The sequence below is a fragment of the Actinotalea endophytica genome (genome assembly GCF_025717005.1).
In the GTDB taxonomy this organism is placed as follows: domain Bacteria; phylum Actinomycetota; class Actinomycetes; order Actinomycetales; family Cellulomonadaceae; genus Actinotalea.
Map to the genome: position 1 here is coordinate 36366 of NZ_JAOVZU010000014.1, position 24378 is coordinate 60743.

General features: G+C 73.7%; 24 protein-coding genes. 11 read left to right on the plus strand and 13 right to left on the minus strand.

Annotated elements, in window-relative coordinates; genetic code table 11:
- Positions 1-103 precede the first annotated feature (103 nt).
- The 4 genes from OEB99_RS18910 (at position 104) to OEB99_RS18925 (ending at position 3718) form a co-directional block, all read left to right on the plus strand.
- Positions 104-859 carry an isoprenyl transferase gene (locus OEB99_RS18910; RefSeq protein WP_263578858.1) on the plus strand — a complete coding sequence of 252 codons (756 nt, stop codon included), beginning with the start codon at positions 104-106 and terminating at the stop codon, positions 857-859.
- A 342-nt stretch (positions 860-1201) separates the two neighbouring features.
- Positions 1202-2458 carry an RNA 5'-3' helicase PhoH2 gene (gene phoH2 / locus OEB99_RS18915; protein ID WP_318011443.1) on the plus strand — a complete coding sequence of 419 codons (1257 nt, stop codon included), beginning with the start codon at positions 1202-1204 and terminating at the stop codon, positions 2456-2458.
- 83 nt (positions 2459-2541) lie between these two features.
- Positions 2542-2955: a TetR/AcrR family transcriptional regulator gene (locus OEB99_RS18920; RefSeq protein WP_263578897.1), complete on the plus strand. Its 414-nt coding sequence runs from the start codon at positions 2542-2544 to the stop codon at positions 2953-2955.
- A complete protein-coding gene (locus tag OEB99_RS18925) occupies positions 2948-3718 on the plus strand; it encodes a hypothetical protein (protein ID WP_263578860.1) in 771 nt (256 codons plus the stop codon). Before OEB99_RS18920 ends, OEB99_RS18925 begins: the two co-directional genes overlap by 8 nt.
- On the opposite strand, the gene OEB99_RS18930 is transcribed toward OEB99_RS18925, so the two are convergent.
- Positions 3682-4269 (minus strand): TetR/AcrR family transcriptional regulator, encoded by a 588-nt coding sequence (locus OEB99_RS18930; RefSeq protein ID WP_263578861.1) that lies wholly within the window; start codon positions 4267-4269, stop codon positions 3682-3684. The two genes, OEB99_RS18925 and OEB99_RS18930, sit on opposite strands and share 37 nt — an antisense overlap.
- Before the next feature lie 158 nt (positions 4270-4427).
- Between OEB99_RS18930 and OEB99_RS18935 the strand changes: the two genes are divergently transcribed.
- Positions 4428-5471, plus strand: a complete 1044-nt coding sequence (locus tag OEB99_RS18935; RefSeq protein WP_263578862.1) for a hypothetical protein — start codon at positions 4428-4430, stop codon at positions 5469-5471.
- On the opposite strand, the gene OEB99_RS18940 is transcribed toward OEB99_RS18935, so the two are convergent.
- From OEB99_RS18940 to xseA, 8 genes are all read right to left on the minus strand, one after another.
- On the minus strand, positions 5472-6731 hold the full coding sequence (locus OEB99_RS18940; protein ID WP_263578863.1) for an NYN domain-containing protein: 1260 nt from the start codon (positions 6729-6731) through the stop codon (positions 5472-5474). It abuts the gene before it with no gap.
- A gap of 7 nt (positions 6732-6738) precedes the next feature.
- On the minus strand, positions 6739-8160 hold the full coding sequence (locus OEB99_RS18945) for a class II fumarate hydratase (protein ID WP_263578864.1): 1422 nt from the start codon (positions 8158-8160) through the stop codon (positions 6739-6741).
- A gap of 45 nt (positions 8161-8205) precedes the next feature.
- Positions 8206-9054, minus strand: coding sequence for a class I SAM-dependent methyltransferase (locus OEB99_RS18950; RefSeq protein ID WP_263578865.1), 849 nt, complete (start codon positions 9052-9054; stop codon positions 8206-8208).
- Between the two features lie 108 nt (positions 9055-9162).
- On the minus strand, positions 9163-9804 hold the full coding sequence (locus tag OEB99_RS18955; protein ID WP_318011441.1) for a carbonic anhydrase: 642 nt from the start codon (positions 9802-9804) through the stop codon (positions 9163-9165).
- Between the two features lie 46 nt (positions 9805-9850).
- Positions 9851-10273 carry a DUF1761 domain-containing protein gene (locus OEB99_RS18960; protein WP_263578867.1) on the minus strand — a complete coding sequence of 141 codons (423 nt, stop codon included), beginning with the start codon at positions 10271-10273 and terminating at the stop codon, positions 9851-9853.
- A 60-nt stretch (positions 10274-10333) separates the two neighbouring features.
- The gene (locus OEB99_RS18965) at positions 10334-11347 is read right to left on the minus strand and encodes a carbohydrate kinase family protein (protein ID WP_263578868.1); all 1014 of its coding nucleotides are present in this window, start codon (positions 11345-11347) and stop codon (positions 10334-10336) included.
- On the minus strand, positions 11347-11652 hold the full coding sequence (locus OEB99_RS18970; protein WP_263578869.1) for an exodeoxyribonuclease VII small subunit: 306 nt from the start codon (positions 11650-11652) through the stop codon (positions 11347-11349). The genes OEB99_RS18965 and OEB99_RS18970 overlap by 1 nt, the downstream gene beginning before the upstream one ends.
- Positions 11649-12878, minus strand: coding sequence for an exodeoxyribonuclease VII large subunit (xseA, locus tag OEB99_RS18975; protein ID WP_263578870.1), 1230 nt, complete (start codon positions 12876-12878; stop codon positions 11649-11651). The genes OEB99_RS18970 and xseA overlap by 4 nt, the downstream gene beginning before the upstream one ends.
- Before the next feature lie 102 nt (positions 12879-12980).
- Here xseA and OEB99_RS18980 point away from each other — a divergent pair, with 102 nt between their 5' ends.
- On the plus strand, positions 12981-13970 hold the full coding sequence (locus OEB99_RS18980; protein ID WP_263578871.1) for a 4-hydroxy-3-methylbut-2-enyl diphosphate reductase: 990 nt from the start codon (positions 12981-12983) through the stop codon (positions 13968-13970).
- A gap of 95 nt (positions 13971-14065) precedes the next feature.
- On the opposite strand, the gene OEB99_RS18985 is transcribed toward OEB99_RS18980, so the two are convergent.
- Entirely contained in the window at positions 14066-15307 is a 1242-nt protein-coding gene (locus tag OEB99_RS18985) for a DNA recombination protein RmuC (protein WP_263578872.1), read from the minus strand.
- 81 nt (positions 15308-15388) lie between these two features.
- Between OEB99_RS18985 and OEB99_RS18990 the strand changes: the two genes are divergently transcribed.
- The 3 genes from OEB99_RS18990 (at position 15389) to ychF (ending at position 18981) form a co-directional block, all read left to right on the plus strand.
- Positions 15389-16252 carry an ABC transporter ATP-binding protein gene (locus tag OEB99_RS18990; protein ID WP_411910711.1) on the plus strand — a complete coding sequence of 288 codons (864 nt, stop codon included), beginning with the start codon at positions 15389-15391 and terminating at the stop codon, positions 16250-16252.
- Positions 16228-17802: a hypothetical protein gene (locus tag OEB99_RS18995; RefSeq protein ID WP_263578873.1), complete on the plus strand. Its 1575-nt coding sequence runs from the start codon at positions 16228-16230 to the stop codon at positions 17800-17802. The genes OEB99_RS18990 and OEB99_RS18995 overlap by 25 nt, the downstream gene beginning before the upstream one ends.
- An 84-nt stretch (positions 17803-17886) precedes the next feature.
- Positions 17887-18981, plus strand: a complete 1095-nt coding sequence (ychF, locus tag OEB99_RS19000; RefSeq protein WP_263578874.1) for a redox-regulated ATPase YchF — start codon at positions 17887-17889, stop codon at positions 18979-18981.
- A 6-nt stretch (positions 18982-18987) separates the two neighbouring features.
- Here ychF and OEB99_RS19005 read toward each other — a convergent pair whose 3' ends face one another.
- Positions 18988-19377, minus strand: a complete 390-nt coding sequence (locus OEB99_RS19005) for a VOC family protein (protein ID WP_263578875.1) — start codon at positions 19375-19377, stop codon at positions 18988-18990.
- A gap of 17 nt (positions 19378-19394) precedes the next feature.
- Positions 19395-19805 (minus strand): DUF7715 family protein, encoded by a 411-nt coding sequence (locus OEB99_RS19010; RefSeq protein ID WP_263578876.1) that lies wholly within the window; start codon positions 19803-19805, stop codon positions 19395-19397.
- Between the two features lie 89 nt (positions 19806-19894).
- Between OEB99_RS19010 and OEB99_RS19015 the strand changes: the two genes are divergently transcribed.
- Positions 19895-22315 (plus strand): hypothetical protein, encoded by a 2421-nt coding sequence (locus OEB99_RS19015; RefSeq protein ID WP_263578877.1) that lies wholly within the window; start codon positions 19895-19897, stop codon positions 22313-22315.
- Complete coding sequence (locus tag OEB99_RS19020; RefSeq protein WP_263578878.1) at positions 22312-22986, plus strand: GNAT family N-acetyltransferase; 675 nt, start codon at positions 22312-22314, stop codon at positions 22984-22986. The genes OEB99_RS19015 and OEB99_RS19020 overlap by 4 nt, the downstream gene beginning before the upstream one ends.
- Here OEB99_RS19020 and OEB99_RS19025 read toward each other — a convergent pair.
- Positions 22983-24155: an MFS transporter gene (locus OEB99_RS19025; protein WP_263578879.1), complete on the minus strand. Its 1173-nt coding sequence runs from the start codon at positions 24153-24155 to the stop codon at positions 22983-22985. The genes OEB99_RS19020 and OEB99_RS19025 overlap by 4 nt on opposite strands.
- Positions 24156-24378 lie beyond the last annotated feature (223 nt).

Below are 24378 nucleotides of genomic sequence, written 5' to 3' on the forward strand. Positions count from 1 at the left end.
GACCGCCGGTCGGGCGACATGCGCACCGGACCTCCACATGGTGCACCGCACGGCGCCACGGACGCAGCACGGTCGGCAGGCCCGCGAGGGGTAGCCTCACCGCATGCGCCTGCCCAACCCGCTCTACGGTCTGTACGAGCGGCACCTGGCCAGATCGCTGCCCACCATCCCGCGGCACATCGGCGTGATCCTGGACGGCAACCGTCGGTGGGCCAGGACGACGGGCGCGCGCGCGGCCGACGGTCACCGGGCCGGCGCCGACAAGATCGCCGAGCTGCTGGGCTGGTGCGAGGACGTCGGTGTGGACCGGGTCACGCTGTGGATGCTCTCCACCGACAACCTGGCACGCGGCGCCGAGGAGCTGGACGACCTGCTCGCGATCATCGCGGACGCCGTGCGGGGGCTCGCCGCCACCAAGCGCTGGCACCTGCAGGCGATGGGTGCCCTCGAGCTGCTGCCGCCGGACGTCGCGGAAGTGCTGCGCAAGGCCGAGCGGGACACCCGCGACGTGCGCGGGCTGCACGTGAACGTCGCGGTCGGCTACGGCGGCCGCCGTGAGATCGCCGACGCGGTGCGGTCGCTGCTGCGGGAGCACGCCGCGAGCGGCACGGCGATCGAGGAGCTCGCCGAGACGTTCGACGTCGAGCACATCGCCGACCACCTCTACACCAAGGGTCAGCCCGACCCCGACCTGGTGATCCGCACCTCGGGTGAGCAGCGGCTGTCCGGCTTCCTGATGTGGCAGTCGGTGCACTCGGAGTTCTACTTCTGCGAGGCGTACTGGCCCGACTTCCGGCGGGTGGACTTCCTGCGTGCGCTGCGCTCGTACGCGGCCCGCGAGCGGCGCCTCGGGCGCTGACCGACACGGGTGCGCACGGCTGCACCCGGACGAGTGCCCTCAGGTGAACTCTGTGTGACGTGAACCTGGGCGTGTGCGTGTCGCGGCGGGAACGCGGAGGCCCCGGCGTAGCGTCGAAGCACTACGGACGGCATCCGTCGTCCCTCGGGAGGCCAGCCGATGGCTCTGACCGTGGGAGGCCGGGTCCCGGCTTCACGGCCGGTCTACCGGGCCCACCGCACCGGGAGCCGGCGTGCGCGTCGGTGACCACGACCCGACGCGGCGCGCCGCCGCGCGAGGGGAGCCCACGTGAGCCGCACCTACGTCCTGGACACCTCGGTCCTGCTGTCCGACCCGCGCGCGATGCTGCGGTTCGCCGAGCACTCCGTGGTCCTGCCCGTGGTCGTGATCACCGAGCTCGAGGCCAAACGGCACCACGCCGAGCTGGGCTACTTCGCGCGAAGCGCATTGCGCACCCTCGACGACCTGCGGATCAAGCACGGCCGGCTGGACGAGGCGGTGCCGGTCGGTGACGTCGGCGGCACGTTGCGCGTCGAGCTGAACCACATCGACCCTGCGGTGCTCCCGGCGGGCTTCCGGCTCGGCGACAACGACACGCGGATCCTCGCGGTGGCGAAGAACCTCGCCGACGAGGGGCACGACGTCACGCTGGTGTCCAAGGACCTGCCGATGCGGGTCAAGGCCTCGGCCGTCGGCCTGACCGCCGAGGAGTACCGCCACGAGCTCGCCGTGGACTCCGGCTGGACCGGGATGGCCGAGCTCTCGGTCTCCGAGCAGCAGATGGCCCAGATCTACGAGTCGGAGCGGCTCGAGCTCGCCGACGTCGACCTCACCGGGCAGGACCCGGGCCCGCTGCTGTGCCACACGGGTGTCGTCGTGCACTCCCCGCGCGGGTCCGCCCTCGCCCGGGTGACGGCGGACAAGCAGTTGCGGCTGGTCCGCGGGGACGCCGACGCGTTCGGCCTGCACGGCCGCAGCGCCGAGCAGCGGATCGCGATCGACATGCTGCTGGACGAGGAGATCGGGATCGTCTCGCTCGGCGGCCGGGCCGGGACCGGCAAGTCGGCGCTCGCGCTGTGCGCCGGGCTCGAGGCCGTCCTGGAGCGTCGCCAGCACCGCAAGGTCGTGGTGTTCCGCCCGTTGTACGCCGTGGGCGGCCAGGAGCTGGGCTACCTGCCCGGCAGCGAGAACGAGAAGATGAACCCGTGGGCGCAGGCGGTGTTCGACACGCTGGGCGCGGTGGTCTCCGGTGACGTGGTCGAGGAGGTCATCGATCGCGGGATGCTCGAGGTCCTCCCGCTGACCCACATCCGCGGGCGCTCGCTGCACGACGCGTTCGTGATCGTCGACGAGGCGCAGTCGCTCGAGCGGAACGTGCTGCTCACGGTGCTGAGCCGGATCGGGCAGAGCTCGCGGGTGGTGCTCACGCACGACGTCGCGCAGCGCGACAACCTGCGGGTGGGCCGGCACGACGGCGTCGCGGCGGTGATCGAGGCGCTCAAGGGCCACCCGCTGTTCGCGCACGTCACGCTGACCCGGTCGGAGCGCTCGCCGATCGCCGCCCTGGTCACCGAGATGCTGGAGGGGCTCGACCTCTAGACGCGGCGTCGCGCCCGCGCAGCGGGCCGCGCCCGCAAGGCGCTGCTCCCGAGTTCGCCGGGCGCCGCCGAGCGCGCCGCGCTCTGGTCGACGCCGCCACCCGGCTGCTCCTCGAGGAGGGCGTCGCCGCCGTGACGGTGCGCCGCGTCGCCGCGGAGGCGGGGTACTCGGTCGCCTCGCTCTACAACCACGTCGACGGCATCGAGGACCTGCTCGCGGCGGTCCGGGACCGGCTCGAGGCCGACCTGGTCGCGGACCTCGGGCGCCTGGTCGACCCGGCGCCGAGCACGATCGACGAGCTCGCCGAGGTCTTCGTCGGGCTGGCGCGGTTCCACCTCGACCACCCCGCAGCCTTCGAGCTGTTCTTCAGCCGGGCGCCGGAGACCCGCGCGGCCGTCCGGGCCCGCCGTGCCGGACACCGAGACCACCCTCGCCGACATCCGAGCGGCCGTCCGTGCCGTCCTCGGGCACTGATCACCGGGAGAACTGATGTCTGAGCTCCGCCGTCCCGTCTACCGCGGCGCGTCCTGGTCCGCGTTCGCCGTGCTCGTGCTGATCGCCATCCAGCTCGTGGTGTTCGCCGTGTGGCCGCCGCCGGGCAGCGCCGAGGCGTGGCTCGACGTCTTCGCCCGCTCGCCGCTGCTGGGCCTGATCAACGCCGACGCTCTCTACCTGGTCTCGACGGTCCTGCTGATCCCCGTGTACCTCGGGCTGGCGGTGCGGCTCGCCGCCGAAGAGCCGGCGCTCGCCCTCGGCGGCGTCACGGCCGGGCTGGTGTCGGTCGTGACGTTCGTGCCGAGCAACGTCGCGGCGGAGCTGTGGGACCTGGCCGGCCGGGCGTCGGCAGGTGCGGAGCGCGAGGTCGTGATCGGGGCGGTCGAGGCCACGCTCGCTCGCAGCTCGGGGAGTGCGTTCCTCGTCTCCTACGTGCTGGGCGGGGTCGCCCTGCTGCTCTTCGCGCTCGCCCTGCGGCGGACCGGGGTGTGGGGGCCGGCAGCCTGGCGGACCTGTGGCGTCGCCGGCGTCCTCATGCTCGTCCCGTCGACGGTGGGCGTGGTCGGCGTCGTCTTCTCGCTGGTCTCGCTGGTGCCCTGGGTGTGGTTCTGCGTGCTCGCGGTGCGACGGCTCGGGGACGACGCTGCGGCATGCCTGCTGCCGGCGAGGCCGGTGGGGCTGGAGGACCTGGAGGAGCCGGCGGAGGCTGGTCGGCTCGAGGGGTGGGCTCAGTCGCCCAGCAGGTCGGCGATGCCTCGCTCGTAGATCCCCGGGTCCGCCTCGTCCCCGAAGAGCGCCTGCTGCACGACGTGGCCGAGCACGAGGCTGAGGAGGATCGGTGCGACGGCCTCGGGGTCGAGGTCCGGCCGCACCCGGCCCTCGTCCCGCCAGGAGCGCAGCAGCGTGGCGATCTGGGCGCGGAACGTGCCGTAGCCCTCGTGCACGAGGGAGTGCAGCTCGTCGTTCCGCAGCGCCTCGGTCCAGCCGTTCAGTGCGATCCGGGTGATGTCCACACCTCCGGGCGAGCTCGCGAACGGCAGGGTCCGCAGGACGTCGACGACAGCCGCCGCCGGTGAGGTCCCGGTGGCGAGGTCGAGCCTGTCGAGCCGGTCACGGATCGAGCTGAGCGCCTCGGCGGCCGCGGCGACGATGAGCTCGTCCTTGCTGCGGTAGTACTGGTAGACCGCTCCCGCCGAGAGGCCCGAGGCGCGGATCACGTCGTCCATCGACGTCTGGTGGAAGCCCTCGGCGGCGAAGCACCGACGCGCGGCGTCGAGCACCTGGGCGCGTCGGGCCGCTCGATGCTCGTCGGTCACTCGAGGCACTGTGGGCTCCTGGTCTCCGGGTCTGCGACGCGGCCGGGGCGGGTGGCCGGCCGTCGGCACGAGCCTATTCCGAACGATCGTTCTTGACGTGGGCGAGCGCCGAGGCGCATGCTAACTATACAGAACGAACGTTCGTTTTAGGAGGAGAGATGGTCGCCACGATGTCCGCACCCACGATCGCCCCGGCTGTCCCGGCGCGTTGGAGCCTGCGCCGTGCCGGCGGCGTGGGCGCGCTGCTCGCCCTGGTCGTCGGGGTCATGGTCACCGCGTTCGCCTGGCCGGCCGTGAGCACCAGCCCCCGGGACGTGCCGGTCGCCGTCGTGGGGCCGCAGGCTGCGGTCCAGCAGGTCGCCGGTGCGCTCGAGCAGGCGGAGCCGGGCGCGATCCAGGTCGTCCCGGCGGTGGACGAGGCCGATGCTCGCGCCGCGATCGAGTCGCGAGAGGTCGCCGGAGCGATCGTCCTCGGCCAGCAGGGCGTGACGGTCCTCACCGCTCCGGGCGGCGGGCAGGCCGTCGCGACGCTGCTCGCGGGCGTCGGCGACGCGCTCGGTGCCCAGCTCCTGACCGCCCAGGGCGTCGCCGTCACCCCGCCTGCCACGACCGAGGTCGTCGTGCCCGGCGGCGTGGGGGACGGCTACGGCGTCGGCTTCCCGATGATGACGCTGCCCGTCGTGATGGGATCGCTGCTGCTCGGCCTCGTGGCGTCGCTGGCGGTGCGCGGCGCGGCCGCGCGGCTGACGGCACTGCTCGTCGGTGGCGTGGTCGCCGGCGCGGTCGTGACGCTCGTGGCCGGGTCGTGGCTCGAGATCGTGCCCGCCACCTGGGGTGTCGCCGGTGTGCTCGGCCTCGGCGTCGTCGCGGTGAGCGGTGCGGTGGCCGGGGCGCACGCCCTGCTCGGCCGCCTCGGCGTCGCGCTGGTCGCGCCGGCGATCTTCCTGCTCGGCAACCCGCTGTCGGCCGCAGCCACCGCGCCCGAGCTGTTGCCGGCGGGCTGGGCGTCGCTCGGGCAGGCACTCCCGCCGGGTGCGCTCGTGCAGGCGCTGCGGTCGGTCGCGTTCTTCGACGGCTCCGCCTCCGCCTTCCCGCTCACGGTGCTCGGCATCTGGGCCGGCGCCGGGCTCGTGCTCGTCGCGACCACGCTGGCCGGTGAGCGGCGGACCCGACTCGTCCCGACGTCGGTCGTGGCCGGGTAGTCAGCGGCGCTTCGAGCCGCCCACCCAGGCCCGGATCGCTGCCTCGTCCTGCGGGCCGAGCTCCATCCGTGCTCCGCGGCAGAGCCCGACGACGTAGTCCGTCCAGGTGCGCGTCACCTGCGCGAGCGTCGGGGACGCGGCCAGGTCGAGGCCCGAGTACAGCACGCCGGCGATGACGGCGTTCACCGACGAGCGTCCGATCGGCTCACCCTTGGCCTGGCACGCGTCGTGCACCCGGCGGGCGGTCTCGACCCGCTCGAACGGCGTCGCAGCCACGTCCCGGGCGAGCTCGCCGAGCAGCACCGCGTACCGCTCGGTCGGCAGGTTCGGGATGTCGGTGACCTCGACGACCTGGCGCTGCAGCGGCGGCAGGTCCACGCCGTCCACGCCCGGCAGATCGGCCTCGCTGAACCGGCGCGGGTCCCAGACCCAGCCGGGCGCCGGCTTGGACGCCGTGCCGAGCTCGGGCACCACGTTCGCCAGCCAGTCGAAGAAGTTCCCCGCGCCCGCCCAGCCGGACCCGGCGAGCGACGGGTCAGCGTTCTGCGCGGCCTGCGCGACCGTCCCGCCGTGCAGCGGCCGGTCAGCGGTGCGGACCATCCGCAGCACGGCTCGGCGGGCGGGGCCGGCCGCGGGGCGGGAGCCTCGGCTCGCAGCCGGCGCGGCCGCGGGCTCCGCGGGCTCCGCGGGCTCTGCGGGTTCGGTGGGAGCCTCGTCGGTCACGGTCGGCTCACGGACCAGCTCGACCAGCTCGTCGGCGGTCACCACCGTGTCCGCGACCGCGCGGTAGGCGCTCGCCGCCGGGCCGGCCGTGACGATCGTGACGCGCCGGTCGGCGGCCCGGCAGCGCAGCGCCAGTGGAGTGAAGTCGGCGTCGGCCGAGACGATGACGAACTCGTCGTACCGGGTGTGGGCGGCGAGCGCGTCGACGGCGTCGAGCACCAGGTTGATGTCCGCGCTGGACTTGCCCTGCTGGGTCAGCGACGGGCAGTCGACCACGCTGAAGCCGGCGCGCGTGAAGTTCGGCCGGAACTGCGAGAACGCCGACGGGTTGAGGTAGCACGAGCGGACCAGGAACCTGCGGGTGAACGGCCCGTCCTCGTCGCTCCCGGACTCCAGCGCGGCGAGCCAGTGCGCCGGCGACGCCGCGAACGCGTCGGCCGCCGCTCGGTCCAGGCGCTGCAGCCCGATGTAGACGTTGTCGAAGTCGACGAACAGTGCGCAGCGCAGGCGTCGGACGCCGTCGGTCTCCTGACTCATCGGCTGCTCATCGGGCCCGCGGCGGGCGGGTCATCGACAGCACGTCGAGCGCGGCGTCGAGCTGTTCCTCGCTGACCTCGCCCCGTTCGACGAAGCCGAGGTCGATCACGGCGTCGCGCACGGTCATCTTCTGTGCCACGGCGTGCTTGGCGACCTTCGCCGCGGCCTCGTAGCCGATCACCCGGTTCAGCGGGGTGACGATCGACGGCGAGGACTCGGCGTACGCGCGCGCCCGCTCGGTGTTGGCCGTCAGGCCGGCCACGGTCTTGTCCGCGAGCAGACGGCTCGCGTTGGCCAGCAGCCGGATGGACTCCAGCACGCCGAGCGCCATCACCGGGATCTGCACGTTCAGCTCGAACGCCCCGCTCGCGCCGGCCCAGGCCACCGTCGCGTCGTTGCCGACCACGCGGGCGCACACCATGAGCACCGCCTCGGGGATCACCGGGTTCACCTTGCCCGGCATGATCGACGAACCGGGCTGGAGATCGGGCAGCGCGATCTCGCCGAGACCGGTGTTCGGACCCGAGCCCATCCACCGCAGGTCGTTGCAGATCTTGGTGAAGCTCACCGCGATGGTGCGCAGCGCGCCGCTGAGCTCGACCAGGCCGTCCCGGGCGCCCTGGGCCTCGAAGTGGTCGCGCGCCTCGGTGATCGGCAGCCCGGTGTCCTCCCGCAGCAGGGCGATGACCCGCTGCGGGAAGCCCGCCGGGGTGTTGATGCCGGTACCGACCGCGGTACCGCCGAGCGGGACCTCGGCGGTCCGGTGCAGCGCCGCCACGAGCCGCTCGATGCCGTGCCACGTCGCCGCCGCGTAGCCGCCGAACTCCTGGCCGAGGGTCACCGGGGTGGCGTCCATCAGGTGGGTGCGGCCGGACTTGACCACGGTGTCCCACTCCTCGGCCTTGGCCTTGAGCGCCGTGGCGAGGTGCTCGAGGGCGGGGATGAGGTCGTGCGTGACGCCGGCGGTCGCGGCGACGTGCACCGAGGTGGGGAACACGTCGTTGGACGACTGCGAGGCGTTGACGTGGTCGTTCGGGTGCACATCGCGACCGAGCGACCGGGTGGCGAGCGTCGCGAGCACCTCGTTCATGTTCATGTTCGAGCTGGTGCCCGACCCGGTCTGGAAGACGTCGATCGGGAAGTGCTCGTCGTGGCGACCCGCGGCGACCTCGTCGGCGGCCGCGACGATCGCCTGCGCGACGTCGGCGGGCAGCACGCCGAGCTCGGCGTTGGCGAGGGCGGCGGCCTTCTTGATCCGGGCCAGGGCCTCGATGTGGGTGCGCTCGAGGCGGGTGCCGGAGATCGGGAAGTTGTCCACCGCCCGCTGGGTCTGCGCGCGGTACAGCGCGTCGACGGGGACCTGGACGTCCCCCATGGTGTCGTGCTCGATCCGGAACCCTGGCGTCGCTGCGGGGGTGGTGTCGGTCATGCGCCCATCCTGGCATCGACCGGGCCCGCGCGACGCCCGGCAGGCTCAGGCCACCCGTGCGTGCACGAGCCCGACGAGGCGCATGGGGCGCAGGTGGTCCGGGCGCTGCCAGGCGTCCGGGCCCACGGCCTCGGCGTCCGGCAGCGTCGTCACGGCCGTGAAGCCGCAGGTCGTGAGCATCGACCGGACCTCGTCCGGGGTCGGCGCCCAGTGCCACGGCTCGCCACCGGCGCCGGCGGCGGCCGCGATGGCACGGGCGTAGACGCGGCCCGCGTCGTCCCGCTGCGGGTCGGGCAGCACGTGGTCGAGGACCAGCTCGGTCCCCGGCGCGAGCGTGCCGAGCTCGATGAGCGTCCGCCGGGCTCCGGGCTCGTCGAGGTACATGGTCGTACCGAGCCACGAGACGAACGCCGGTCGGGTCCGGTCGAGGCCGGCGGTGACCAGGGTCGACAGCAGGGGCTCGGTGCCCAGATCGACCGGGACCTCCCGGGCGTGCGGTGGCGTGTCGATCCCGGCCGCCGCGAAGGTCGCGCGTCGCCAGGTGAGCACGTCGGGAAGGTCGACCTCGAACACCGCGCGGCTGCCCGCGCACCGCAGCGCGGACGAGTCGAGCCCCGCGCCGAGCACCACGTACTGGTCGGCGGTCGAGGCGGCGAGTCGATCCTCGGCGAACCTCGAGCGAAGGGTCGCCGAGACCCGGGAGCCCGCCAGCACGGGCTCGGCGGGGAACCGGCGGTGGTACTCGAGGGGTCCGGGGTCGGCCGCCTCGACCAGGGCGGCGGCGAAGGGGTCGGCGAGCAGGTGGGGCGGGCCGTCGACCTCGAGGTGGGCTGCGCGCGCCGCAGCGGACATCAGCGCGGTCGGGCTGGGAACCGGAAGAGTGGTGTCGGGCATGCACATTCATCTATCAGAGAATGTGCGGAAGAATCGAATCAAGAATACCAGATGAATTGTCGAGAAAGTAGGCTCAAAAGTCCCGGGTCCGGCCCCGGTGCACCCGGCTCAGGTGAGAGCGCCGCGGACGTCAACGGCTCGCGCGCGCCCCTCGGCCAGGGTGTACTCGACGCCGACCACGGCGCAGCGGCCGGCGTCGACGGCCTCGGCCAGCGTGCGCGAGTAGGACAGCAGCATGTCGACCGTGTGCGTCAGGTGCTCGCGGCCGAGGGCCTCGGGGGAGGGCACCACGACCCGCCGGGGTTCGCCGTCAGCGCGCACCTCGTCGGCGGAGGGCAGGTCGACGATGCTGGGGATCACCCGGTCCACCACCGCGCGCACGAACCCCGAGGGCATCACGCCGGTGGTGAGCGCCTCGGCCGCAGCGGCCACCGCACCGCACGAGTCGTGCCCGAGGACCACGACCAGCGGGGCGCCGAGCACCTGCACGCCGTACTCGATCGAGCCCAGCACGGTGGTGTCCACGACGTGCCCGGCGGTGCGCACCACGAACAGGTCGCCGAGGCCCCGGTCGAACACGATCTCGGCAGCCACGCGGGAGTCGGAGCAGCCGAACAGCACCGCGAACGGGGTCTGTGCGGCGGCGAGCATGCCGCGCCGGTCGACGTCCTGCGACGGGTGCTCCATCTCGCCGCGGACGAACCTGTCGTTGCCCGCGAGCAGCGCGGACCATGCCTCGGCCGGGTTCATGCCCGCCATCCTGGCAGGTGCGCCCCGACCCGGCGCGGCGGGTCGGTCAGACCCCCATCAGGCCGATCACGAGGCCCATCACGAGCACGGTGAGGAGCTCGTGCGCGAGGTTCACCGCGGTGAGCCCGGCGGGCCGGGCCTCGAACGCGTCGTGCGTGATCATCCGGGCTGCCGTGAAGCCGGCCCAGAGCAGCAGCGCCGTGATCATGGCGTCACCGAGGAACGAGCCCTGGTAGAAGTCGTGTGCGATGGCGGTCGCCCCGGCGAGGACCCACGCCGTCACGAAGCTCACCACCACGGTCACGACGATCGGCCACGCGCCGCGGGACGTCGTCGTGTCCCGGTTCACCGCGGCCTTCGCCATCCAGTACTCGCCGAAGACCTTCGGTGAGTACCACAACGAGCCGACCACCATCGTGGACAGCGTCGCGAGCACGACGGCCCAGATGTTGATCTCCGGCACGGTCATCGTCGGCTCCTCACAGCACCCTGACGCGGGCCGGGTGGCGCCGCCGTCGTGGGCGGCAGTCTAGGGCTGGTCGAGCTCGGCGGCGGTCGGCGGGTTGGCGCCGGCCCGGCTCACCGTGATGGCCGCGATCCGCACGCAGCGGTCGAGGACGGCGCGCCAGACATCGGCGTCGGCGGCGTGCAGGGCGGTTCGCCGATCGCCGCCGAGCAGACCGGCCGACCACAGTCCGTCGATCAGGCCGCCCATGAACGAGTCGCCCGCGCCGACCGTGTCGGCGACCTGGACCCGGGGCGCGCTCACCTCGACGCGCAGGCCGGTCGCCGTCAGGGCAACGGCTCCCGAGCCGCCCTGGGTCACCACGACCGCCGACGGGCCGAGCTCGAGCCACGCGGCCGCGGTGTCGAGCGGCTCGCTGCCCGAGACGAGCCAGGCGAGGTCCTCGTCGCTCACCTTGACCACGTCGGCCAGCCCCACGAGGTGCTCCACCAGCGGCCGGGTCTCCTCGGGCGGCGGCATCAGGGAGGGGCGCAGGTTCGGGTCGTAGGTGATGGTCGCGGTCGGGCGGTGCGCGCTGAGGATGTGCGGGATGTCGTGCGAGCCGGGCTCGATCGCGGTCGCGATCGAGCCGGTGTGCACCACGAGGGGCGCTGCCGGCGGGGCCGTCCACGTCGAGGGGATCTCGTACGACACGTCGAACTCGTAGCTCGCGGCGCCGTCCGGGCCGATCGTCGCGATGGCGACCGGGGTGCGCTCCGCGCCGTCCGAACCGGGCACCACCGCGACCCCGGACGCGGCGAGGTGCTCGGCGATCATCGTGCCGCGCTCGTCCTTGCCGAACCAGGTCAGCAGGTCGACGCCGCGGCCCAGGCGGGCCAGGCCGATCGCGACGTTCATCGGGCTGCCCCCGGCGTGCTCGCGGACGTCGCCGTCCGCCCGGTGCACCACGTCGATCAGCGACTCGCCGACCACGAGCGCGCGGCGCTCCTTCTCCTCGACGGTCGACTCCGGTGTCCGCTCGGCGAGCGGGTCGTACTCCCGCTCAGGGTGATCGGTGGTGGCGACGGGCTCGCTCATCACGGCTCCTCGGGGTCGGCGCCGTCGTCGGCGCGGGAACTGGACTCGGCGCCGGGCTGACCGGAGCGCGCGGCCTCCAGGCGGGCGCGCGCGCCGTCCAGCCACTCCTGGCAGCGCGCGGCCAGTGCCTCGCCGCGCTCCCAGAGCTCGAGCGAGCCTTCGAGGGTCTGGTCGCCGGCCTCGAGCCGCTGCACCACGGTGACGAGCTCGTCCCGGGCCTGCTCGTAGGTCATCTCGGCCACGTCGGCGGGAAGTTCGACCACGGACCTAGTAAACCGTGCCGCGCGTGGGACCTCGTTCGTCATGGGCGTGCCCGCTCCGCAGTGCCCACGACGTCGGCCGCGATCTCACCCTCGGCGACCCGCAGGCGGAGGCGTTCGCCCTCGTTCACCTCGGCGGGCGAGCGGACCACGGCCCCGTCGGCGCGCTGCACCACGGCATAGCCGCGGGCCAGGGTCGCGGCCGGGGACAGCGCGGTGACCTGGGCGGTCAGCCGGCCGAGCGCCGCCGACTCGGTGTCGAGCACGGCCGCCAGCCCCCGGCGCAGTGCCGAACGCCGGCGCTCGACGTCCTCGGCGTGCCGGTCGAGCAGTGACGTGGGCGCGGCCAGCGCGGGCCTCGATCGCAGGGCTGCCAGACGCTCGGACTCGCGGTGCAGCATCCGGTCCAGGGCGGCGAGCGTGCGCGCCCGGGCCTGGCTGATCCGCAGGCGCTCCTCGGCGACGTCCGGCACCAGGCGCTTGGCGGCGTCGGTCGGCGTCGAGGCGCGGTAGTCGGCCACCAGGTCGAGCAGCGGAGCGTCGGTCTCGTGACCGATCGCACTGATCAGCGGTGTGCGGCAGGCCGCGGCAGCGCGCACCAGGGTCTCGTTGGAGAACGGCAGCAGGTCCTCGACCGAGCCGCCGCCCCGGGCCACGACGATCACCTCGACGTCGGCCATCGCGTCGAGCTCCGCGATCGCCGCGCTGACGTCGGGCACCGCTCGCGGTCCTTGGACCGCGACCTCGCGGATCACGAACTCGACCTGGGGCCAGCGCGCGCGGGCGTTGACCACCACGTCGTGCTCAGCCTTCGACTCCCGCCCGCACACCAGGCCCACCACGGCGGGCAGGAACGGCAGCGGTCGCTTGCGTTCCCGGTCGAACAGCCCTTCGGCCGCGAGCACGCCGCGCAGGTGCTCGATCCGAGCCAGCAGGTCGCCGAGGCCGACGACCCGCATGGTGTCGGCCTGCAGCTGGAGAGTGCCGCGCTTGGACCAGAACGTCGGGGTGGCGTGCACGACGACGTGGGCGCCCTCGCCGATCTCACCGAGCACGCGGGTGTGCGCGACGAGGCTCAGGCTGACGTCCGCCTCGGTGTCGCGCAGCGTCATGAAGCTCATCCCGGCGCGGCGGTTGAGCTGGACGAGCTGTCCTTCGACCCAGACCCCGGGCATCCGCTGGATGTACTCGCCGATCTTCGCCGAGAGGTGCCGCACCGGCCACGGCTGCTCGGCCGAGGTGTCCAGCGCCTTGGCGGGGAGGTCGCTCACCCGCCCAAGCCTGCCGCATCCGGGCGTGAAGCAACGGCTCCGACCCGTCCGGGCCGGGCCGCCCGAGAGGCCGACCCGGCCGGGCTACCTAGACTCGTACCCATGAAGCGTGTGCTGCTCGCCGCCCCCCGCGGGTACTGCGCCGGGGTCGACCGGGCCGTCATCGCGGTCGAGAAGGCCCTGGAGCACTACGGTCCGCCGGTCTACGTCCGCAAGGAGATCGTGCACAACAAGCACGTCGTGGCCACCCTGGCTGCGCGCGGTGCGGTGTTCGTCGACGAGACCGACGAGGTACCCGAGGGCGAGCGCGTGGTGTTCTCGGCCCACGGGGTCTCGCCCGCCGTGCACCAGGCGGCGGCGGCGCGGAACCTGCGCACGATCGACGCGACGTGCCCGCTGGTGACCAAGGTCCACAAGGAGGCCGTGCGGTTCGCCGGCCAGGACCTCGACATCCTGCTGATCGGCCACAACGGGCACGAGGAGGTCGAGGGCACCGCGGGCGAGGCGCCCGAGCACATCCAGGTGGTCAACTCCCCGGACGAGGTCGACGACGTCGTCGTGCGTGACCCCGACAAGGTCGTGTGGCTGAGCCAGACCACGCTCAGCGTGGACGAGACGATGGAGACGGTCCGTCGGCTGCGCGAGCGGTTCCCGAACCTGCAGGACCCGCCCAGCGACGACATCTGCTACGCCACCCAGAACCGCCAGGTGGCGGTGAAGAAGATGGCGCCCGAGTGCGACGTCGTCGTGGTGGTGGGGTCGGCGAACTCGTCGAACTCGGTGCGGTTGGTCGAGGTTGCGCTGGACGCCGGGGCGCGCGCGTCGTTCCGGATCGACACCGCGGCCGAGATCGACCCGGCGTGGTTGGCCGACGCGCAGACCGTCGGGGTCTCGTCGGGCGCCTCGGTCCCGGAGATCCTGGTCCGAGACGTCCTGGAGCGCCTCGCGTCGCTCGGCTTCGACGAGGTCAGCGAGGTGCGCACCGCGACCGAGGACCTGATGTTCTCCCTGCCGCGCGAGCTGCGCACGGATCTGCGCGCTGCGGGTCGTGACGACGCGCACGGTCGTCGCTCGCCGGCCGAGACGCACTGAGCACCGGGGACGCACCGAGCGCGCCGGGACGCACCGAGCGCGCCGGGACGCACTGAGCACGCCGGGACGCACCGAGCGCGCCGAGGCAGGCGCGCTCACGGGGCGAGGTCGTCGACCAGCTCGGGGGCGCTGGGCACGGCGGCACGCGACGTGACGGCCCGCGGCGGCTCGAGCTCACCGTCCACCACGTCCAGCGCAGCGAACCGGCGCGCGCTGACCAGGACCCGGGTCTCGAGCGAGGCGACCGTCTGGTTGTAGGCCGTGGTCGCCGTGTCGATCGCGCGGCCGAGCCGCGCGACGTGCGTGCCGAGCGTGCTGAGCCGGCCGTGCAGCTCTCGTCCGAGGTCGAGGACCGCCTGGGCGTTGGCCGCCAGGGAGTCCTGCCGCCAGCCGTACGCAACCGTCCGGAGCAGTGCGAGCAGCGTCGACGGTGTCGCGACCACCACGTTGCGCTGGAACGCGTACTCGACCAGCCCGGGGTCGATCTCGACGGCGGCCTGCCAGAACGCCTCCGCGGGGACGAACATCACGACGAACTCCGGCGCGGGGGCGACCTGCTCCCAGTACCGCTTCGCCGCGAGGGCGTCGACGTGCGCGCGCACGTGCCGCGCATGGGCCGCGAGCCGTTCCGACCGCAGCCCGGCGTCGTCGGCCTCGGCCGCCTCGAGGAACCCGAGGAAGGCGACCTTCGCGTCGACCACGACCTTCTTGCCGCCTGCGAGGTTGACCACCATGTCCGGCCGCACGGTGCCGTCGTCGGTGTGTACCTGGGCCTGCTCGACGAAGTCGACGTGCGGCAGCATCCCCGCGGTCTCGACGAGCCGGCGGAGCTGGAGCTCGCCCCAACGGCCGCGCACGTGCGACGCGCGCAGCGCGGTCACCAGGCGTGCGGTCTCGCCGCGCAGCCGCTCGGACGACTCGCGCATCGCCGTGACCTGCTCGCGCAGCGCCGCGGTGCCCTCCGCCCGGGCGCGCTCGGCGGTGCTCACCTCCTGCCGCACGGCCTCCAGCGTCCTGCTGAGCGGTTCGACGAGCTCCCGCACGGCGTCCTGCCGGCGGTCGAGCTCCATCTCGCCGTGCTGCTGCGCGGCGGCGAGGCGCTGGTGGGCCAGGGCGAGGAACTGCTCGCTGCTGGTGGTCAGCGCCTCGGCGGCGAGCGCCTTGAACTGCTCGGCCTGGTGCCCCCGCTCGGCCTCCCACCGAGCGGTCGCGCGCGCGGCCGTCAGCTCCGCCGAACGGACGCGTGCGGCGCCGCGCGCGGTGCCGACCGTCCAGCCCGCCGCGAGGCCGAGCACCAGCCCGAGGGCCACCCACAGCACTGCCACCATGACGTCCATGCAGGTCACGGTGCCACCGCGCACCGACACTCATCCGTCGGGCGGACGCGGACGGTGGCCGGCCTCGCCTACCGTGGCCCGGTGACCGTTCCGCCCCCGCCGCCCGAGCCGCCGGTGCCCCCGGCCCCGTCGCCAGGCCCGGCCCAGCTCTCCGACCCGGCCGCGACGACGCCGGCGGGTTCGCTGCCGGTGCCCGCGCTGGCGGTTCGCGGGCTGTGGCGGTCGTTCGGACGGAAGGTCGCCGTCGCCGGGATCGACCTCGACGTGCCACGCGGGTCCTTCTACGGGCTGGTCGGCCCGAACGGAGCGGGCAAGACGACGACCCTGTCCATGGCCACCGGGCTGCTCGTGCCTGACGCGGGCCGGGTGCTGGTGCACGGCCGCGACCTGTGGGCGGACCCGACGGTCAAGGGCACGGTCGGCGTGCTGCCGGACGGCCTGCGGCTGTTCGACCGGCTCACCGGAGCGCAGCTGATCACCTATGCGGGGCTGCTCCAAGGGCTCGACCGGCCGACCGTCGCGGCGCGCACCGCGGACCTGCTCGCCGCGGTGGACCTGGTCGCCGATCGCGACACCCTGGTGGTCGACTACTCGGCCGGCATGACCAAGAAGGTCGCCCTCGCCTGCGCGCTGGTGCACGCGCCCTCGCTGCTCGTGCTGGACGAGCCGTTCGAGGCGGTCGACCCGATCTCGGCGGCCAACATCCGCGACCTGCTGGCGTCGTACGTCGGCTCCGGCGGCACGGTGATCGTCTCGAGCCACGTGATGGACCTCGTCCAGCGCATGTGCTCGCACGTCGCGGTGATCGCGGGCGGCAGGGTCCTCGCGGCCGGGACGGTCGAGGAGGTGCGGGCCGGGGCGAGCCTCGAGGACCGGTTCGTCGAGCTGGTCGGCGGACGGACCACGGGGGAGGGGCTCGCGTGGTTGCGCACCTCGTCCGACTGAAGCTCGCGCTGCTGCGCAACGGTCTGCGGCGCTCGCCCTGGCAGGTCGTCGCGATGGTGTTCGGCGCCCTCTACGGCCTCGGGGCGCTCGCGCTCGTGTCCTTCGGGCTGGTGGGTCTGGCCATGTCGGACTCGGTGGTCCTGAAGCAGGCCGTGCTGGTCGTGGCGGGGTCCGCGCTCGTGCTCGGCTGGGCGGTCCTGCCGCTGGTCGCCTTCGGTGTCGACGCGACGCTCGACCCGGCGCGTTTCGTCACCTTCCCGATCCCTCGGCGTCGCCTGCTCGCCGGGCTGGGGCTGTCCGGGCTGATCGGGGTGCCCGGTGCGGTCACCGTCCTCGCGGTGGCCGGCTCGGCGATGGTCTGGTGGCGCTCGCCCGCCGCGGTCCTGGTGGCGCTGCTCACCGGAGCGCTGGCCGTCGCGCTCGCGGTCTCCGCCTCGCGCGCGACGACCACGGCCGCCGCGCGGGCCCTCAGCGGCCGCCGGTCACGCGAGGTCACGGGGGTCGCGGTGATGCTGCTGCTCGCCGTCGGGTACCTGCTCTTCGGCCGGCTGGTCACCGGCGAGCTGAGGGCGGACCGGTTGCGGGAGTCCCTCTCGGGTGTCGTCGACGTGCTCGGCTGGACGCCGTTCGGGGCGGCGTGGCAGGCGCCGGCCGACGTCGTCGCGGGTCACTGGTCGTTCGTGGCAGCCCGGGTCGGCGTCCTCGTGGTGAGCCTCGCGGTGGTCGTGCTGGTGTGGGACCGCGCACTGGCGCGTGCGCTGGTCCAGCCACTCGGCGAGGCCTCGGGTACGGGCGGCAGCGCGCGTGGCCTCGGGTGGTTCGGCGTCCTCCCGGACCGGCCGCTCGGCGCGATCGCCGCTCGCTCGCTGACCTACTGGCGTCGGGACCCCCGTTACTCGACCGCGTTGCTCGCGGTGCCGCTGATGCCGCTGGCGATGTGGGCGTTCGGGGTCGGCGAGGGCGTGATCGCCCTCGTGCCGCTGCTCGCGGCGGTGATGGGCTGGACGCTGTCCACCGACACCTCCTCGGACGGCACGGCGCTGTGGCTGCACGTCGCCTCACCGCTGCGCGGCGTGGACGACCGGGCCGGTCGCGTGCTCGGGGCGGGCGCCGTGATGGTCCCGCTCCTGATCGCGCTGACGGTGGTGCTCGGCGTGATCGCGGGGCACCTGGCCGACCTGCCCGCGCTCCTCGGTGGGGCGCTCGGCACGCTGCTCACGGCGCTGGGTGCGGCGAGCGTGATGTCCGCGCTCGTGGTGCTGCGGGTCCAGCAGGCGGGGGAGAACCCGTTCGGGACCAGGCAGGGGGCGTCGGTCGTGTCCGTGCTCGGACAGCTCGGTGGCTTCCTCGTGGTGGGTGTGCTCGCGCTGCCCGGGAACCTGCTCGGGCTGCTCGCCGTGCTGTGGGGCTCCGCCGCGCTCGGCTGGGTCGCGCTGCTCGTCGGTGTGGTGCTCGGTGCAGTGCTGCTGGTGATCGGGGTGCGGTGGGGCGGCCACCTGATCGACCGGCGAGGTCCGGTACTGCTCCAGCAGCTGGTCTCGGTCGCCTGAGGGCGGTCCCGCGGCGGGGACGGCCGCGGTCGTCCCGGGGCACCGGCACGGGAGGTGGCGCGGTCGCCCGTAGACTTCTCGCCCGTGGCTCTCACCATCGGCATCGTCGGGCTGCCCAACGTCGGCAAGTCGACCCTCTTCAACGCCCTCACCCGCAACGACGTGCTCGCGGCGAACTACCCGTTCGCGACGATCGAGCCGAACGTGGGTGTGGTGCCGCTGCCCGACCCGCGCCTCGCGACGCTGTCGGACCTGTTCGACTCCGAGCGGATCGTCCCGGCGACCGTGTCGTTCGTGGACATCGCCGGCATCGTCAAGGGTGCGAGCGAGGGCGAGGGCCTCGGCAACCAGTTCCTCGCGAACATCCGCGAGGCCGACGCGATCTGCCAGGTGGTCCGGTCCTTCACCGACGCCGACGTCGTGCACGTCACCGGGACGGTCGACCCGGCCGACGACATCGAGACGATCAACACCGAGCTGATCCTCGCCGACCTGCAGACCCTCGAGAAGGTCGTGCCGCGGCTGGAGAAGGAGGTGCGCGGCAAGAAGGCCGACCCGCTGGTGCTGACCGTCGCGCAGGCCGCCCAGGAGATCCTCGGCGAGGGCACCACGCTGTTCGCGGCCGCGGACCGGCTCGCCAAGGTGGGTGCGACGCCCGCGATCCTGCGCGAGCTCGGGTTGCTCACCACCAAGCCGTTCATCTACGTCTTCAACACCGATGACGCCGGCCTCGCCGACGACGACATGAAGGCCCGGATGCGGGCCCTCGTCGCCCCGGCGGACTGCGTCTTCATGGACGCCAAGCTCGAGTCGGAGCTCGTCGAGCTCGACCCCGAGGACGCCGCCGAGATGCTCGAGGCCTCCGGGCAGAGCGAGCCTGGTCTGGACCAGCTCGCGCGGGTGGGCTTCCACACGCTCGGCCTGCAGACCTTCCTCACCGCCGGCCCCAAGGAGTCGCGGGCCTGGACGATCCGTCAGGGCTGGACGGCCCCGCAGGCGGCCGGCGTGATCCACACCGACTTCGAGAAGGGCTTCATCAAGGCCGAGGTGATCTCGTTCGACGACCTCGTCGAGACCGGTTCGGTCGCCGCGGCCCGCTCGGTCGGCAAGGCCCGGATCGAGGGCAAGGACTACGTCATGGCCGACGGCGACGTGGTCGAGTTCCGCTTCAACGTGTAGCCGTCGTTACGGCGCGACCTTCTCGACCAGCTGCACGGGATGGCCGTCCGGGTCCTCGACGAACGCGACCGAGAGCAGGCCGTCGCGGAACGGGTGGGGTCCTCGCAAGGCGGTCGCTCCCGCCTCGAGTGCCGTCGCGTAGGCGCCTGCGACGTCGTCGGTCCACAGCGTGAGGCACGCCCGGTGCCCGGCGGTCACGGGAGTGAGTCCGTGGCTCTGCGCCGCAGGCTCGGGCAGCGCCAGCCCGAGGCCGAAGCCGCCCTGGAGCATCTCGATCTTGACCGGGTCGGCCGCCGGGGAGCGGAACGTCTCGCGGAAGCCGAGGTGGGAGTAGAAGGTCGCGGCCCGCTCGCAGTCCGCGACGAACAGGATGACCTGCGGGTCGGAGAACTCCATGACGTGACGCTAGACGATCAGCGCGCCGCCGCCTCCTGCCGCACGTACTGGTTGCCGAGGTTGGTGCCGATCACCGTGCCGGCCGGGTAGCGGTCGGCGACCAGCAGCACCTCCATCACGGCGGAGTGCACGGCGTCGTCCGCCTCCTCCGCGGTGGCGCTCTCGAGCCAGCCGCCACGCTGCAGGCTGTCCCGGAACGCGAGCGCGAGGTCGTCCAGGCTCGAGCCCCACTCGACCACCTCGGCCGTGGTCGTCGCGCGCTCGGAGTGCAGCCCGGCGAAGCCGCGCCCGCACCCGCAGCCGCGTCCGACCCCGCGCAGGTCGGTCGCGCAGATCAGGCCGAACATCACGAGCTCGCCGGGCGTGGCCCACGAGTAGTCGTCCGCCCGCGCACCCTGGGTCGTCTCGGTCGCCACCAGCACCTTCATCCCAGCCTCCTTCGACGGGTCGAACGCTAGTTCGAGCTGCCGACACGACCGCCGGCGCGACCGTGGGCGTCACCGGGTAGGTTCGCCGGGTGACCGTCGAGACAGAGGTCGATGCCGCCGCCGGGGCGATGTTCGCCGGCGACGGGCGCGCGCTGCAGCGCTGGCTCCTCGACGCGCTCGCCGGGCAGGACGGGGGCACGGCGCCCCTGCCTGCCGAGGCCCTCGACGGGCTCGCGCACCTCACGGACCTGCTCGGCGACGCCGACGCCTGGACCGCCTCCGGTGCGGCCTCGGCCCGCGCGCTCGTCCCGGAGGTCGTGCGGTCGGCGGCGGCCCGGCCGGCGGCCCTGACCGCGTTGCTGCTGCACGTCCGGCACGCGTGCGAGCGGGCCTGGGAGCTCACCTGGGACCACGGGACGATGGCCGACCTGATGGACGTGGTCGACGCCGCCTGGCAGGAGCTGCCGGCCGACCGGCGCGAGGGCACTGAGGTGTGCCGTGACCTGCTGCTGTTCCTCAGGCACGAGTTCGCCGTCGAGTCCGCGATGCTGACCGGCTGCCTGCCCGTGGCCGAGCGCGTGGTGGGCGAGGCGCTGGCCGAGGTCCGACGGATCGTCGCGTCGGCCGAGGCTGCCGGAGCGGACTGCCTCGATCAGGTGCGTGACGAGGTCCGTCGCGAGGTGGCGTACTTCGAGGCGGTCGACACCGCGTGCCGCGCCGCGATCGGCTTCCTCGGCGACGGTGAGCCGAGCGTCGCGCCGGCGATCGAGGCCTTGCGCCGCGACCTGGCCGGACCGCTGCTCCGGGGCGAGGACGCGAGCGAGGTCCGCAGCCAGCTCGCCGCGCTCGAGGCGCTGGACGCCGCGCGGAGCTCGGAGTGGTTGCGCGTCGACGAGGGCAGCATCGTCGTGCTCTACCCGTTCAGCCTGCGCTCGCCGGCCTCCGCGATCAACGAGCAGGTCGTCGCGGCCGTCCGGGCGCACGGTCGCGACTGGGACCTCGGCGGGCTCGTGCCGACCGAGCCCCCGTCGGCCGCGCTGGAGATCTCCGACGCCTGGCAGGGCGACGACGCGCTCGGTCGCCACTTCGCGGGCACCGAGCTGGTGCTCCCCGACCTCGAGCTTCGCCGGACCCCCGACGTCCGCCACGGCGCCTGCACCCGGCCCATCCGGGTCAAGGTGCAGTTCTCCGAGCTGGGCAACCACTGCGTGCGCTTCGAGCTCGCCGTGGCCGACGCCGACCCGTCCGACCTGGCGGAGATCGTCTCGACGGCGTCCCCGGTGTACGGCGACCTCGACGAGCTCGGCGGTCTGCTGGCCCTCGTGCGGGCGGACGACCCGGCCGGGACGCCGACCCGGTGGCCGCGCCTGGCCGCGGTCGCCTCGACGATCATCCGGCGGGTCGCGGACGAGGTCGACCGAGCCGTGCCGCACCACGTCGGCGTGGACGGGCGCCCGGCCGGGGTGTCGGTCGGCTGGCGGCGTGGCATGTACTCGGTCATAGGCGTCATCGACCGGGCACGGATCTGTGCGGGCGCCCAGGACACCGTCGGCCGGGTCGCGGACGACGCGCGCGTGCTGCCGCGGCTGTTCGGGGCGCAGCCGCTGGTCCACCCGATGCCGGGCGGCGCGACGTCGATCGCCGACTGGGCCAGCTACGACGTCGAGGACCTGCGCGAGTACCCGATCCTCACGCTGCACCAGGAGATCCTCGTCGCGAACGCGAACACGACCCTGCTCGCGAGCTTCCGCTCACCGGCCTACTCGGTCGGCACGGTCCGCGGATACGTCGAGTTCGCGCACAGCCTGCACGGCATGTACGCGGGCTGGAACGACGAGGTCGCCAAGCACGCGCAGGAGATCGCCGCGGCGGTCGACGTCGTGGACCGGCTGCTCGCCGAGGCCCCCGAACCGGCCGCGCCGAAGCGTTCTCGCCGTGCGGCCGCCCGGCAGCGTGCGGCAGCAGCGGCACGGGACCGGGTGAGCATCGAGACCCTGCAGCGAACCATCGTGGCGATCGAGCGCAGCGAGCTCGAGCTCCAGCGGTTCGTGCAGTCCAACCAGGCGACGATGCTCTTCATCGAGTCCCCGGCGCTGGTGACGTCGACGTCGTTGCGCCTCGACCTGGACACCGTCCTCGAGTCGTCCGGCTACCCGGCGCTGCGCGACGGCTTCGTCAAGGCCAAGGAGCAGGTGCTCGGCAACCGGCTGCAGCAGCTGCTGGAGATCACCAGCCGGCGGATCGCCGACCGGTTGGAGGAGCGCCGCAACGAGCAGAGCGCGCGCACTCGGCAGCTGATCGAGGCCGTCGGGATCGGGATCATGATCATCGGGCTCTCCGGCCTCGTGTCGGTGCTCCAGGCCGGGTACGACCTGTCCGGCCTGCCGACCCTCGCGGCGGTGCTGATCCTCGTCGTGCTCGCAGGGGTCTTCGCGTTCCTGAACTGGCGTGCCACCCGCGAGCTGCGTGCCCTGCGCGACCAGGTCGAGGCGGACCGAGGCTCGCCGTGACGCTGCGGGAGGTCCGGGACCCGGCCGAGATCGCGCAGGTCCACGCCCGGCTGCTCGAGCCGGCCTTCGAGCCCACCGAGCTGGTCACGGTCGAGAGCCTCGTCGAGGGCGTCGCTGCGGGCGAGACGGAGGTGCTCGTCACGGCGCGCGACGGGGAGCCGCAGGCCGTCGCGGTCGGTGATTTCTCGCCCGGGGTCGCGCTGCTCAGCTACCTCGCCGTGGCGCCGGGCCACCGGTCGACCGGGCTGGGGGCAACTCTCCTGGCGGCCGCGGTGGCACGCTGGCTGGCCCGGGTAGATCCCCCGGCTGTCGTGCTCACCGAGGTCGAGGACCCGGCGTGCCACGAGGCGCACGCGCTGCGCGGCGACCCGGCCCGCCGGGTCCGGTTCTACGCGCGCGGCGGCGGACGCCTCCTGGACGTCCCGTACTTCCAGCCGTCGCTCGGCGCCGGGCTGCCGAGGGTCCCCGGCATGCTGCTGGTGGCGCTGCACATCGACCCACGCCTCGAGCACGACGGACGGCTGACCGACGCCGCGCCGGTGGTCGCGATGCTCGAGGGGTACTTCGACTGGGCCGAGGGTGTCGCGCGCCCGGCCGATGCCGATGCGCGTGCGCTGTTCGCGGCGCTCGAACGTCCCGGCGGGGTCCCGATCGCCGCCCTCGAGGGCTAGAGCTCGCGCACCCGCGGGGTCGCCATCCGCCGAACCGCCACGGCGCTGCCCGCCGCCACCGCCGCGACCAGCGCGAACGCGGCCCAGTCGCCGGCGATCTCGGCCACCCCGCCACCGGCGAGGTTCCCGATGCCCGTCCCGACGCCCCAGGAGAGGTTGGCCATCCCGAACCCGAACGCGGGATCGACCCCGCCGTCCTCGGCACCGTGCGTGAGCAGCGTCATGGCCGGCGTCCAGAGCGAGCCGAGCACGGCGCCGGTCAGCGGCACGAGCACGGCGATCGTCCAGGCGCTCGCCGGGCCGCCGCCCCAGCGCGGTGCGAGCAGCGCGAGCCCGATGCCGGATGCGGCGAGCGCGACCCAGCCCGGGACGTGCGGGCCGTAGCGGTCCGCGGCACGGCCGGCGACCGGCGAGGCGAGGGCCTCGGTGACGGCGGCGACCAGGAACACGGCGCCGATCCCTGCGGCGGTCCAGCCCCGGGCGTCCAGCCGCAGCGGCACCAGCAGGGCGATCACGCCGAACCCGATCGACGGGACGACCATGAGCCACACGCCGAGCCGGACCCGGCCGTCGTGCGCGGCCCGCACCAGGTCCCGGAGGCCCGACGCTCGAGCCACCGTGGGTGGTGCCGGGCGCCTGGCCACGAGCGCACCGAGCACGGCGGGCACCGCGACGAACACGAGGAACACGGTCCGGATGCCGATCAGGTCGCCGAGCACCCCGAGCACCGGACCGCCGACCGCACCGACGATCGCCGCGCCGGTGACTGTGCCGATCACCTCCGCGCGGCGGCCGGCGGGTGCGATCGCGATGGCCCAGGCCAGCGCTGCGGACCACAGGCCGGCCGCGCCGCAGCCCTGCGCGAGGCGCGCGAGCGCGAGCAGCGGCGCCGTCGTGGCGAGCGCGAAGCCGAGCGAGGCAGCACCGAGCAGTGTCAGCGAGAGCAGCGTCACCCGCTTCGGCCCGACGCGAGCCACGAGCCATGCGGCGGGCAGCGCGAGACCCACCGTGCCGAGCGGGTAGGCCGCGGCGAGCAGTCCCGCGCCGACCCGCCCGAGGCCGTAGGTGTCGACGAAGTGGGGGAGCAGCGGGGTGATCGCGGAGTAGCCGGCGGTGTCGACCACCATGGCTGCGGACAGCAAGATCAGCAGCCCGCGAACGCGGGTCATCGGGTCACCTCGGGCAGCACGCGAGCACTCTAGGCGTGGCGGAAGTAAAACCTGTGTTTCGGCTGTTCCGGTTCGTCCCGGTGCCCCGGCTCCGCGGTGGCGGCCGAGGGGTGCCCGAGGTGCGGACAACCTGTCCACGCACTGACCGGCAAGACGGCGCGCCGTCGCCTCTCGCCGGCCCGGCGAGTGCGGTCTGACCAGGGGGAACGTGATCAAACTGGGG